Genomic DNA, 11,911 nt, shown 5'->3' with positions numbered 1-11,911 from the left:
CAACCCCACCCCCTTGATGGTGCTGGGCACCAGCAGCGGTGCCGGCAAGTCCCTGATGACGGCCGCCCTCTGCCGGGTGCTGCGGCGCCGGGGGGAGACGCCCCTGCCCTTCAAGGGGCAGAACATGAGCAACAACGCCTGGGTGGATCAGGCCGGCGGCGAGATGGCCTACTCCCAGGCCCTGCAGTCCTGGGCGGCTGGACTGGAGCCCGCCTGTGCCATGAACCCCGTACTGCTCAAGCCCCAGGGGGACAGCACCAGTGAGGTCATCCACCTGGGGCAGTCGGTCGGCAGCTGCCGCGCCGAGCACTACTACCGCGATTGGTTCCGCCCCGGCTGGGCCGCCATTCGCCAGGGCCTTAGCGACCTCAAGGCGAGTCACCCCGGCGGGCGGCTGGTGCTGGAGGGAGCCGGCAGTCCGGTCGAGGTCAACCTGCAACCACGGGACCTGACCAACCTGCGCCTGGCCCAGTACCTGCGGGCCAACTGCCTGCTGGTGGCCGACATCGAGCGGGGCGGCGTCTTTGCCCAGTTGGTCGGCACCCTGGCGCTGCTGCGTCCGGTCGAGCGGCCGCTGATTCGAGGTCTACTGATCAACCGCTTCCGCGGGCGCCGCGAACTCTTTGATGAGGGCCGCCGCTGGCTCGAGGCCAACACCGGCATCCCCGTACTCGGCGTCATGCCCTGGCTGGATGAACTCTTCCCGCCGGAGGACTCCCTCGATCTGCTGGAGCGCCGCGGGCGCAAACGCGGGGCCGAGCTGGAGATCGCTGTGCTCAAGCTGCCCTCCCTGAGCAACTTCTCCGATCTCGATCCCCTCGAGGCCGAGCCCACGGTGCAGCTCAACTGGATTGCTCCGGGCCAGGAGCTGGGGCGCCCTGATGCCGTGGTGGTGCCCGGCAGCAAACAAACCCTGCGGGATCTGGCGGCCCTACAGGTCAGTGGCCTGGGAGAGCAACTCTCGGCCTATGCCTCCCAGGGCGGAGCCGTGCTGGGCATCTGCGGCGGCATGCAACTGCTGGGGCGCGAACTCCACGATCCCCAGGGCCTCGAAGGGGGCGCCGGCTCGAGCCACGGCGGCCTAGGGCTCCTGCCGCTACGCACGGTCTTTGGAGAGGTCAAGGCGCTGCGGCAATGCAGCAGTCCGGCGCGATGGCCCCAAGGATCAGAGCCTGCGCTACTGGAGGGCTTTGAACTGCACCGGGGAGCCACCAAGGCGATCGAAGCGTGCGAGACCCTGGCGGAGAATGAGTCCCTGGGATGGGTCTCAGGCCGTATCGCCGGCACCTATCTCCATGGTGTCTTTGAGAGTGGCCCCTGGCGCCGGCGCTGGCTCAACCAGCTCAGGGCGCGTAAGGGGTTGCCATTGCTTAGCGAACGCCAACCTCACCACAGCCGTCAGCGGGAGGCACTGCTCGATCGCCTCGCCGATGCCTTCGAGCAACACGTCAACCTGGAGCCCCTGCTCAAGCCATGAAGGACGTCCTGATCCAGTGGCCCAATGGACAGCAGACCCGCTGCAGTGCGGGGAAGGATTGGCTGCAGGCTGCGCGCGAGGCCGGTTTCTCAATCCCCACGGGCTGCCTCGGCGGCAGTTGCGGCGCCTGCGAAATCGATGTCAACGGCAAGACCATCCGGGCCTGCATCGCCACCGTTCCCGCCAGTAAAAGCGGTGAGCTGAGCGTGGAGCTGGCGAGTGATCCCTACTGGTGATCGCGCTGAATTAAGCCACCCCCCAGCACCATCTCGCCGGCGTAGAACACCGCCGCCTGGCCCGGGGTGATCGAGAACTGCTCCTCGGCGAACTCCAGGCGGCAGCGGTGCGGTCGGTCGGCCGCGCGGTCGGAATCGGTCTCCGGCAGGGGAATCAGTCGGGCCTGCTGGGGTCCACTGCGGTAACGCACCTGCACCTCCACATCGAGCGGCTCGGTGGGTGGCGCGATGGAGACCCAATTGACCGCGCCCACCACGGCCTCGCCGCGGGCCGCATCCCGGCGGGGGGCCACCACCACCTGGTTCATCGCGCCATCCAGGCGGACCACATGCAGCGGCTCACTCCAGGCCACCCCCAGGCCCTTGCGCTGGCCAATCGTGAAGTGCTCGATGCCGTCGTGCTCGCCCACCACCTGGCCATCGGCCAGCACGATCTGCCCCGGGCGTGGCGGCAGGTAGGCATCCAAGAAGGCCTTCATCGAACCGTGGTGGTCCGCCAGGCAGAGGTCCTGGCTCTCGGGCTTCTGGGCCGTGCGCAGCCCATGACGATCCGCCTCCAGGCGGGTGTCGGGCTTGGTCAGCTCGCCCAGGGGAAACACCAACCGACCCAGGGCCTCCTGGGGCAGGTCATAGAGGAAATAACTCTGGTCCTTGCGCTCGTCCAAGCCGCGCAGCAGCTGATGGCGACCGTTCTCGCTCTGATCGCCGTGGCGCACCCGGGCGTAGTGCCCCGTGGCGATCCGATCGATCTTCCGCTCCTCCTTGGCCCAGCGCAACATCGGCCCGAACTTCACCTCCCGGTTGCAGCGCGAGCAGGGCAGCGGGGTCACACCCGCCTCGTAGCCCTGCACCAGGAAATCAACGATCTGCTCCTTGAAGTGCTCGCGGAAATCCACCACGTGGTGGGGCACCTCCAGCTGCTCGCAGACCCCAGCGGCATCCACGAGACCCTCGGCGCAGCAGGCGCCCTTCCCGCTCATCAGCCAGAGGGTCAGCCCCTCCACCTCCCAGCCGGCCTCCACCAGCAGGGCCGCCGTCAGGGAGCTGTCCACCCCGCCGGACAGCCCCACGGCCACCCGGTGCTCCCCCGGCCACTGGCGCAGCCGCTCAATCGCCAGTGCCCCCGCCTCCGTTGCCGCCACGGAGGCCTCAGATGCAACGGGAACAGCGGAGAAGCGCGCCAATGCCAACGGTGGCTGTTCTCTCCATCATGGAACTGACGCCGTCAGTGCTGTTTTGGCCTCGTCCTGTTGGCCCCCACGCGACGCCGAGCACCTGCTGGTCAGCGGCCAGCAGATGGCCGGACTCGAGCAGGTGCTCTTCGAGAACGGCCTGCCGGTGGAGGCGCTGATGGAGAAGGCCGCCCTGGCCATCAGCCGGCGGCTGCAGGAACCCGATCTCTGGCCAGAGCTTCAAGCGCGAGGGGCGCTGGTGCTGGTCGGCCCCGGCCACAACGGCGGCGATGGCCTGGTCATCGCCCGCGAGCTGCAGCTCGCCGGCATCCCCGTACGGCTCTGGTCTCCCTTTGAACGGCGCAAGCCCCTCACCGAGAACCACCTGCGCCAGGCCCTCTGGCTGGGGATTCCCCAGCTGGGCAGCCCGCCCGACCCCAGTGATCCGGCCCTCTGGATCGATGCGCTCTTTGGCATCGGCCAAAGCCGGCCCCCGGGAGAGGCCCTGGAGTCCCTGCTGGCGCAGCGCCAACGGCACCAACCCCAGCGGCTGATCGCCATCGACGGCCCCACGGGCCTCTGCGCCGATCGCGGCCTGCCCCTGGGTCAGACCGCCGCCACCGCCGGGCGGACCCTGAGCATCGGCCTGATCAAACAGGGGCTCATCCAAGACAGCGCCCTGGCCTGGACCGGAGCACTCGAGCGCATCGACCTGGGGCTTCCCGCTGCCCTGCTGGAGCAACTGCCCGCGCAGCAGCCCCGGGGCCTGAGCCCCAGCGACCTCGATGGCGCCCCCTGGCCCACGCCCGCTGCCGCGGCCTCGAAATACCAACGGGGGCGCCTGCTGGTCGTCGCCGGCAGCGACGCCTACCGCGGTGCCGCCCTGCTCGCTCTGCTGGGGGCCAGCGCCAGTGGCCTCGGCAGCCTGCGGGCCGCCGTCCCCGAGGCCGTCGCCGATCAGCTCTGGAGCCAGCTGCCCCATGCGGTGCTCTCAGCCCGGCTGCCCAGCCGCGGCGATGGGTCCCTGGATCTCAGCGCGCTCGCCCCCTCAGCCCTGGAGCGGCTCGATGCCCTGGTCCTCGGCCCGGGCATCGGCAACACGGCAGACGATGCAGCGATCTGGGAGACGCTGCAGGCCTTCCCTGGCCTACTGGTCCTCGATGCCGATGGCCTCAACCGCCTCGCCCAGCGCGCCGCCCTTCCCTGGCTGCGGGGCCGCTCGGGCCCCAGCTGGCTCACCCCCCATCCCGGCGAATTTCAGCGCCTCTTCCCCGATCTCGCCGGCCTACCGCCGCTGGAGGCCTGCGCGGCGGCGGCCCAGCAGAGCGGCTGCTCCGTGCTGCTCAAGGGGGCCCGCAGCGTCATTGCGGATCCCAGCGGAGAGCGCTGGCAGCTCAGGAGCGCCAGCAGCCATGCCGCCCGCGCAGGCCTGGGCGATGTCCTGGCGGGCTACGCCGGAGGACTGGGTGCCCTCGCGCAGGCCAGCGGCGCCGGCTGCAGTGGTTCCTTGCTCGCCCTGGCAGCCCTGGCCCACGCCAGCGCCGGGCTGCAAGTCAGCACGCTGCACGGCATCGGCGCTGCTACACCGCATCAGATTGCCGAAATGTTGGCCGCGATGGAGAGAAAAACGACGTCAGGGATTGTTAACAGAATCCGCAGCGGCCAGTTGTGCACCTGAGTCTCAAAAGTGTTGTGATCTTTCGTATCTCAAAGCTGAAGCGTTACTGAAATCCCAGCACTTTTTAAAAAAGCCATAGGAGATTCTTCCCACCTTTCAACAGGAGCCTCCATGGCAGCCGCCACCAGCTCCAACACCAGCAGCAGTCGGCGCCGCAGCAGCGATCCGATTAGTTGGTACCTCTCAACCATTGGTCGGGTGCCCCTGCTGACGCCCGCGGAAGAAATCGAACTCGGCAATCAAGTGCAAGCGATGATGCGGCTTGCCGAAGAAGACAAAGGCGAGGCCTATACAACGCATGAAAAGAAGATCATGCGTGTGGGCAAGCGCTCCAAAGAGCGCATGATGAAAGCCAACCTGCGCCTGGTGGTCAGCGTCGCCAAGAAATACCAAGGCAAGGGCCTGGAACTGCTCGATCTGATCCAGGAGGGCTCCCTGGGCCTCGAGCGCGCCGTGGAGAAATTCGACCCCACCCGCGGCTACAAGTTCTCGACCTATGCCTTCTGGTGGATTCGCCAGAGCATGACCCGGGCGATCGCCTGTCAGTCGCGCACCATCCGCCTGCCGGTGCACCTCTCCGAGCGCCTCACCGCCATCCGCAAGGTCAGCCTTGAGCTGGCCCACAAGCTCGGTGCCATGCCCAGCCGCAAGGAAATTGCGGAAGAGATGGACATGCCCCTCGATGAGCTGGATTCCCTGCTGCGCCAGGCCCTCACCACCTCCAGCCTGGATGCCCCGGTGAACGGAGAAGAAGGGCGCAGCTTCCTCGGCGATCTCATTGCCGATCAGAGCAACAGCGAGCCCCTCGATCAGGTCGAGCGCGGCATCCATCAAGAGCAGCTGGGACGCTGGCTCAGCCACCTCACCGACCAGGAGCGTCAGGTGCTCGAGCTGCGCTTTGGCCTGGAAGGGGAGGAGCGCCACACCCTCGCTGAAATCGGCCGCATGCTCGAGGTCTCCCGCGAGCGGGTGCGTCAGGTCGAGCTCAAGGCCCTACGCAAGCTGCGTCACCTCACCCGCCGCCTGCCCACCGCCATCTAGGACTCCGTCGCTGCCGGGGCTGGCGCTGCCGGCAGCTCCGAGCCGGAAATACAGAAGCTATTGAGGGCCTTGCTCTTGCTCACGGGGCTGGTCTTGAGCTGGGCCATCAGCATGTCGCGGGACTTCTGACAATCCGCGAAGGTCTTCATCGGCAGGGATTGCATCGCCGTGCCGCCGTGGACGGATCCGGACCAAAACAAGATCACCAGCCAAACCGGAGCCATCGAGATCCCTTGATTGCACTCCTTTGTAGCCCGGTTTCCGCCAGACTTCGCGCACCAACGCTTACCCGCAATGCTCGGCGGAGAGGACAGCCTTCCGGTCACCCTGCGGCTCTCGGAGCCGGTGATCAAGGAGCTCGAGCTCTTGATGCAGCAACTGCAGCTCGATGACATGGGGCTGCTGGTGGATCGCCTGCTGCGGGAGTCCCTCTTCGACGAAGAGTTCGACGGCGACGAGGACTGATCACCCCCGGTGCGCCTGCCGCTCGTCTACCACCCGGCCTACTCGGCCCCCCTGCCCAGTAGCCATCGCTTCCCGATGGCGAAGTTCAAGCTCCTGCGTGCCCTGCTCGAGGAGCAGGGCCTGGCGAGGGAGGAGCAGATCCATACCCCCCTTCCGGTGCCGCGGCGCTCACTGGAGCTGATCCACAGCCGCCGCTACCACCAGGCCTTCGCCCGCGGGGAGCTGCTGCCCGCGGAGCAGCGCCGGATCGGCCTGCCAGCCACAACCCCCTTGGTGCAGCGCACCTGGCTGGCGGTGGGAGGGTCGCTCCTGACCGCCCGCCTGGCCCTCCAACACGGCGTCGCCTGCCACCTCGCCGGGGGAACCCACCACGCCTACCCCGACCACGGCAGCGGCTTTTGCATCTTTAACGACTTCGCCGTCGCCGCCCAGGTCCTGCTGGCAGAAGGCCAGGTCCAGCGCCTGATGATCATCGATCTGGATGTGCATCAAGGGGATGCCACCGCGTCGATCTTCCGCGATGAACCGCGGGTCTTCACCCTCTCGGTCCACTGCGGCAGCAACTTCCCCCTGCGCAAACAACAGAGCGACGTCGACCTCGCCCTCGACGATGGTCTGGGGGATGACGCCTATCTGGAGTCAATCGGCGATCTCATCCCAACCCTCCTGGATCAAGAGCAACCGGATCTGGTGCTCTACAACGCCGGCGTCGATCCCCACCGGGAGGACCGACTCGGTCGGCTGAACCTCACGGATCAGGGCCTACTCAACCGCGACCGCCTCGTCCTGGACAGCTGCCTGCGCCGCAACATCCCAGTCGCGACGGTGATCGGCGGCGGCTACGACGCGCTCACGCCGCTGGTGCTGCGCCACGGCCTGGTCTTTCGCGCCGCCAGCGAGCAAGCCCGCTTGCACGGGCTCTAGGGCTGCCGCTCAGTCTTCCGCCCAGATGTAGCGGGTCAGTTCCTCGGGCTTGGGTTCAGGGGCCGACAGGGCGAACTCCACGCAATCGGCCACCTCGGCGTCGATCTCCTTCTCGATCCCCTTGAGCTCCTCGGTGGTCGCCAGGTTGTGCTCGATCAGGTGCGCTGCCAAGCGCTTGATCGGGTCCCGCTGGGCCCAGAACTCCTTCTCGGCCTCAGCCCGCAACTCGTCGGGGTCCGCCAGGGAGTGGCCGCGGAAGCGGTAGGTCAGGCACTCCAGCACCGTGGGGCCCTCGCCAGCCCGGGCCCGTTCAATCGCACGCTGGGCAGCACCGCGAACGGCCAGGACATCCATGCCGTCCACCTCTTCACCGGCCATGCCGAAGGCTGCGGCCTTGCGCCAGATCTCGGGATCACTGGTGGCGCGGTTGTGGTCCATACCAATGGCCCACTTGTTGTTCTCGACCACAAACAGGATCGGCAGCTTCCAGAGCGCCGCCATGTTCAAGCACTCGTAGAACTGGCCGATGTTGCAGGTGCCATCGCCAAAGAAGGCCGCGGTCACCGCATCGCTGCTGGAATCGCCCAGGGCATCGCGCTTGTAGCGGCTGGTGAAGGCGGCCCCGAGGGCCACGGGAATGCCCTCACCAATGAAGGCATAGCCACCCAGCAGGTGGTGCTCCTTGGAGAACAGGTGCATCGAGCCGCCGCGGCCCTTGCTGCAGCCGGTCTCCTTGCCGAACAACTCGCTCATCACCTCGCGGGCCGGCACGCCGCAGCTCAGGGCATGCACGTGATCGCGGTAGGTGCTGCAGAACCAGTCGTGCTGCATCTTCATCGCCTTGATCACCCCCGTGCTCACGGCCTCCTGGCCGTTGTAGAGGTGAACGAAGCCAAACATCTTGCCGCGGTAGTACATCTCGGCGCACTTGTCTTCGAAGCGCCGACCGAGAGTCATGTCGCGGTAGAGCATCAACCCCTCATCCCGGGTCACCGTCGCCGGCGTCGAGGGATAGAGATTCATCAGCCGCTCGGCATGCAGGCCGACCTGATTGACATCGGCGGAGCAGGAGGGAGCACCACTGGTGGCGACGCCCTGTCCAAGATCGGCCTGTGTCATGGCTGAGGTCCTGCTCTCCGGGGACTCTGATGCTGGCCTGACTGTACGGGGTCCATCTCCAAAAGGTGCACGAAGGACGGCCAAAACCGAAGACTCTGCCTACAGTCACGTCCGATTAGCGCCCGCCAATCCGAGCTCAATTTGGAACTGCCGATCGACCACTTCCGCCTACTCGGCGTGAATGCCAGCTCCGACCGGCAGAGCGTGCTGCGAACCCTGCAGCAGCGTCTTGATCGCGCGCCAGACCAAGGCTTCACCCAAGACACTCTCCAGGCCCGGGCCGAGCTGCTGGAAGCCAGCGCCGACCTGCTGAGTGACGAAACCCGCCGCCAGGCCTATGAGCGGGAACTGACGGCCATTGCGGACAACGCCAACGGTTCCATCGCCGCCCTGGAGATTCCGCCCTCCCGTGAGGTCGGCGGTCTTCTCCTCTTAATGGAGGCCGGCCAAGCCCAGGAGGCCTTCGACAGTGCCGCCCGCGGCCTGCAACCACCCCAAGCACCCGCCCTGGGCAGCAGCCGCGAAGCCGATCTGACCCTGTTGGCTGGCTTGGCCTGCCAGGGAACCGCCCGGGATTACCGCGACCAACGCCGCTATGAGGCGGCCGCCCTGACCCTGCAGCAGGGTCTGCAGCTGCTGCAACGCATGGGCCAACAGGCCGAACAGCGCCGCAAGCTCGAGCAGGACCTCAAGGAACTCCTCCCCTACCGGGTGCTGGATCTGATCAGCCGCGATCTCTCCGCCAGCGGCTCGCGCCAACAGGGGATTGCCCTGCTGGAGCAGCTGGTGCAGCAACGGGGCGGTCTCGAGGGCCACGCCGATCTGACCTTCCCCCAAAGCGAGTTCCAGCCGTTCTTCAAGCAGATCCGTCAGTTCCTGACGGCCCAGGAGCAGGTGGAACTGTTCAGCCGCTGGGGCGATGCCGGCTCAGCCACCGCTGACTTCCTCGCCAGTTTTGCCCTCACGGCCTCGGGCTTCTCCCAGCGCAAGCCCGAGCGGATTCTCGAGGCCTACGAACGCCTGAAGAACAGCGGCCAGCCGGGCATTGAGGTCTTCCTCTCCTGCCAGCAACTGCTGCTCGGTCAGGTAGACGAAGCGGAGCGCCTCTTTGATCTCGGGGCGGATGCCGCCCTGAAGCAGTGGGCCCTGGAACAGGGGGACGACCCCCTGGCCCGCCTCTGCGCCTACTGCCGTGACTGGCTCACCCGCGAGGTGCTCGAGGGATTCCGCGACATCGACGTCGACGCCAACCTCGATGCCTGGTTCGCTGACCGGGATGTCCAGGCCTACATCGATCAACAGGACCGCATCCGCGGCCGCCAGTTCAGTGCCAAGACCAGCCTCGAGGCACCAACCGCCGCCGAGACCAGCAGCCCCTTTGGCGATTGGCCGAGCTTCGACCTTTCAGGCAGCTCCGATAGCCCCAGCAGCTTTGAGTCGCTGGAGCAGGAGAGCGAGGACGACGATGACGAGCTCTGGGATGGCCCCCGCTGGAGGTTCTCCGATCTCCAATGGCCCCAACTCGGCGGCCTGAACGAACGGCTGCAGGCACTCCCTAGCTGGGGGTTGCCGGTCGGTGCGGCCGTCGCTGCCCTCGTCCTTGGCTTCGGCGGCTGGATGGCCCTGAAACCACGGGTCAGTGAGGTGGAAACGGCCGCCAGCAGCGCCCTGGTTCAACCCGAAACCCCAGCACCAGCGCCGCTCGAAGCCCCCTTCCCGCTCAAGGCGCCCGACCCCAGTGCCGGCCAACTGCAGGGCCTACTGGAGGCCTGGTTGACGGAAAAAGCCGCGGTGCTCGCCGGTGGAGCCCCCAGCGAATCCCTGGCTGATCTAGCCAGCAGCGATCAAATCCAGCGTCTGCAGCGCCAAAGCCAGGCCAACCGCCAGCGCGGGGCCACTGAAACCGTCAAGACCACCATCACCGGCTTCAAGGTCAGCGACCGCTCCCCCGTCCGCATCGCCGCTCAGGTGGCACTGACCTACAGCGATGAACGCAAGAGCAGCACCGGTCAGGTCCTCAGCAGGACTCCTGAGATGACCCTGCGCAACACCTACATCTTTGGCCGCAGGAACGGCAGCTGGCAGCTCGTGGCCTACAAGCCCACCGCCAAGAACTGACGCGCCCGACCCGCTGCCGAGACGGTCGCTTTTTACGATCACTCGATCACAGGCGCCCCCATGTTCGACGAGCTCTCCCAACGGTTTGAAGATGCCGTCAAGAACCTGCGCGGTCAGGGGGCCATCAACGAGGGCAACATCGACGGTGCTCTCAAGGACGTGCGCCGGGCCCTGCTGGAGGCCGACGTCAGCCTTCCGGTGGTCAAGGACTTCGTCGAAGAGGTCCGCAAGAAGGCCCTAGGGGAAGAGGTGGTGCGGGGCATTAGCCCCGACCAGAAATTCATTCAGGTCGTTCACGAGCAACTCGTGGAGACCATGGGCGGCGAGAACGCACCCCTGGCCCCTGCCGGCAAAGAGGGCGCCCCGGCGGTGGTGCTGATGGCGGGCCTGCAGGGCGCCGGTAAAACCACCGCCACCGCCAAGCTCGGCCTGCACCTCAAAGAAAAAGGACGCAGGGCGCTGCTGGTGGGGGCCGACGTCTACCGGCCCGCGGCCATCGAGCAGCTCAAAACCCTGGGCGGCCAGATCGGCGTTGAGGTCTTCAGCCTCGGCACCGACGCCAAACCGGAAGCCATCGCCGCCGCCGGCATCGAGAAGGCCAAGGCCGAAGGCTTCGACACCGTCCTGGTGGACACCGCCGGCCGCCTCCAGATCGACACCTCGATGATGGAGGAGATGGTGCGGATCCGCGAAGCCGTCCAGCCCGATGAGGTGCTGCTGGTGGTGGATTCGATGATCGGCCAGGAGGCCGCCGAACTCACCCGGGCCTTCCACGATCAGGTGGGCATCACCGGTGCGGTGCTGACCAAGCTCGACGGCGACTCCCGCGGCGGGGCGGCCCTCTCGATCCGCAAGGTCAGCGGCGCACCGATCAAATTCATCGGCACCGGCGAAAAGGTCGAGGCACTCCAGCCCTTCCACCCCGAGCGGATGGCCAGCCGCATCCTCGGCATGGGCGATGTCCTCACCCTGGTGGAGAAGGCCCAGAAGGAGGTCGAGCTGGCCGACGTGGCCAAGATGCAGCAGAAGCTCCAGGAAGCCACCTTCGACTTCTCGGACTTCATCAAGCAGATGCGCCTGATCAAGCGCATGGGCTCCCTGGGCGGCCTCATGAAAATGATCCCGGGGATGAACAAGATCGACGACGGGATGCTCAAGCAGGGCGAAGAGCAGCTCAAGAAGATCGAAGCGATGGTTGGCTCCATGACCGAGGCCGAGCGCTGCGACCCCGACCTGCTGGCCGCCAATCCCTCCCGCCGGCGCCGGATCGCCAGCGGCAGTGGCCACACCCCCGCGGATGTGGACAAGGTGCTGCAGAACTTCCAGCAGATGCGGGGCTTCATGCAGCAGATGACCCGCGGTGGCGGAATGCCCGGCATGCCGGGGATGCCTGGAATGCCAGGCATGGGCGGAATGCCCGGGATGCCTGGAATGGGCGGAATGCCCGGCATGGGTGGAATGGGTGGCCGCGGTGGCGGCGGGATGCCCAAGGCCCCCAAACCCGCCAAGAAGCGCAAAGGCTTCGGCGAGCTCTAGGGGGTCACCCCAGAGAGTATTGTTGTCGTTTGCGCCCGATTCCCTGGGGAATCAACGCGCGTTTATCCAGTCAGCAAGGCAAGGCCACAATGATCAAGCTCCGCCTGAAGCGGTTCGGTAAGAAGCGGGAAGCGAGCTTCCGCCT

General features: G+C 66.7%; 11 protein-coding genes. 8 read left to right on the top strand and 3 right to left on the bottom strand.

The window, feature by feature from the left end; all coding sequences use genetic code 11:
• The first annotated feature begins 16 nt into the window (after nucleotides 1–16).
• Complete coding sequence (locus tag QZ189_RS08735; protein ID WP_296421550.1) at nucleotides 17–1,477, top strand: cobyric acid synthase; 1,461 nt, start codon at nucleotides 17–19, stop codon at nucleotides 1,475–1,477.
• A complete protein-coding gene (locus QZ189_RS08730; protein ID WP_296416585.1) occupies nucleotides 1,474–1,713 on the top strand; it encodes a 2Fe-2S iron-sulfur cluster-binding protein in 240 nt (79 codons plus the stop codon). The genes QZ189_RS08735 and QZ189_RS08730 overlap by 4 nt, the downstream gene beginning before the upstream one ends.
• Here QZ189_RS08730 and mnmA read toward each other — a convergent pair.
• On the bottom strand, nucleotides 1,704–2,855 hold the full coding sequence (mnmA, locus tag QZ189_RS08725; protein WP_296421549.1) for a tRNA 2-thiouridine(34) synthase MnmA: 1,152 nt from the start codon (nucleotides 2,853–2,855) through the stop codon (nucleotides 1,704–1,706). The genes QZ189_RS08730 and mnmA overlap by 10 nt on opposite strands.
• 94 nt (nucleotides 2,856–2,949) lie before the next feature.
• On the opposite strand from mnmA, the gene QZ189_RS08720 reads away from it, so the two are divergent.
• Both QZ189_RS08720 and QZ189_RS08715 read left to right on the top strand, forming a co-directional pair.
• Entirely contained in the window at nucleotides 2,950–4,563 is a 1,614-nt protein-coding gene (locus tag QZ189_RS08720) for an NAD(P)H-hydrate dehydratase (protein ID WP_296421548.1), read from the top strand.
• Nucleotides 4,564–4,674: 111 nt separating this feature from the next.
• Entirely contained in the window at nucleotides 4,675–5,604 is a 930-nt protein-coding gene (locus tag QZ189_RS08715) for an RNA polymerase sigma factor, RpoD/SigA family (protein WP_247477277.1), read from the top strand.
• Here the strand turns inward: QZ189_RS08715 and QZ189_RS08710 are convergent.
• On the bottom strand, nucleotides 5,601–5,828 hold the full coding sequence (locus QZ189_RS08710; RefSeq protein WP_010315619.1) for a hypothetical protein: 228 nt from the start codon (nucleotides 5,826–5,828) through the stop codon (nucleotides 5,601–5,603). The two genes, QZ189_RS08715 and QZ189_RS08710, sit on opposite strands and share 4 nt — an antisense overlap.
• 70 nt (nucleotides 5,829–5,898) lie before the next feature.
• Here QZ189_RS08710 and QZ189_RS08705 point away from each other — a divergent pair, with 70 nt between their 5' ends.
• Nucleotides 5,899–6,069, top strand: a complete 171-nt coding sequence (locus tag QZ189_RS08705; protein ID WP_010315618.1) for a hypothetical protein — start codon at nucleotides 5,899–5,901, stop codon at nucleotides 6,067–6,069.
• A gap of 9 nt (nucleotides 6,070–6,078) precedes the next feature.
• Nucleotides 6,079–6,993, top strand: a complete 915-nt coding sequence (locus QZ189_RS08700) for a histone deacetylase (RefSeq protein ID WP_247477271.1) — start codon at nucleotides 6,079–6,081, stop codon at nucleotides 6,991–6,993.
• 9 nt (nucleotides 6,994–7,002) lie between these two features.
• Here the strand turns inward: QZ189_RS08700 and pdhA are convergent, their stop codons facing one another.
• A complete protein-coding gene (gene pdhA / locus QZ189_RS08695) occupies nucleotides 7,003–8,112 on the bottom strand; it encodes a pyruvate dehydrogenase (acetyl-transferring) E1 component subunit alpha (RefSeq protein WP_247477270.1) in 1,110 nt (369 codons plus the stop codon).
• A 141-nt stretch (nucleotides 8,113–8,253) separates the two neighbouring features.
• On the opposite strand from pdhA, the gene QZ189_RS08690 reads away from it, so the two are divergent.
• Together QZ189_RS08690 and ffh are read left to right on the top strand one after the other, a co-directional pair.
• On the top strand, nucleotides 8,254–10,230 hold the full coding sequence (locus QZ189_RS08690; protein ID WP_296421547.1) for an IMS domain-containing protein: 1,977 nt from the start codon (nucleotides 8,254–8,256) through the stop codon (nucleotides 10,228–10,230).
• A 60-nt stretch (nucleotides 10,231–10,290) separates the two neighbouring features.
• Nucleotides 10,291–11,766, top strand: a complete 1,476-nt coding sequence (gene ffh, locus QZ189_RS08685) for a signal recognition particle protein (RefSeq protein WP_296418450.1) — start codon at nucleotides 10,291–10,293, stop codon at nucleotides 11,764–11,766.
• Nucleotides 11,767–11,911: the final 145 nt, after the last annotated feature.

It is taken from the genome of Vulcanococcus sp. CPBay_Sum15L08_68, from assembly GCF_017855895.1.
Taxonomy (GTDB): domain Bacteria; phylum Cyanobacteriota; class Cyanobacteriia; order PCC-6307; family Cyanobiaceae; genus Vulcanococcus.
The sequence above is the reverse complement of the archived record's forward strand: the minus strand, read 5'-3'. Positions and strand labels throughout refer to the sequence as shown.

Excerpts from the sequence above, each read along its gene's own strand:
- QZ189_RS08705 (WP_010315618.1), top strand. The coding sequence starts at position 5,899 with ATGCTCGGCGGAGAGGACAGCCTTCCGGTCACCCTGCGGCTCTCGGAG.
- ffh (WP_296418450.1), top strand. The coding sequence starts at position 10,291 with ATGTTCGACGAGCTCTCCCAACGGTTTGAAGATGCCGTCAAGAACCTG.
- QZ189_RS08730 (WP_296416585.1), top strand. The coding sequence starts at position 1,474 with ATGAAGGACGTCCTGATCCAGTGGCCCAATGGACAGCAGACCCGCTGC.
- QZ189_RS08710 (WP_010315619.1), bottom strand. The coding sequence starts at position 5,828 with ATGGCTCCGGTTTGGCTGGTGATCTTGTTTTGGTCCGGATCCGTCCAC.
- QZ189_RS08715 (WP_247477277.1), top strand. The coding sequence starts at position 4,675 with ATGGCAGCCGCCACCAGCTCCAACACCAGCAGCAGTCGGCGCCGCAGC.
- QZ189_RS08735 (WP_296421550.1), top strand. The coding sequence starts at position 17 with ATGGTGCTGGGCACCAGCAGCGGTGCCGGCAAGTCCCTGATGACGGCC.
- pdhA (WP_247477270.1), bottom strand. The coding sequence starts at position 8,112 with ATGACACAGGCCGATCTTGGACAGGGCGTCGCCACCAGTGGTGCTCCC.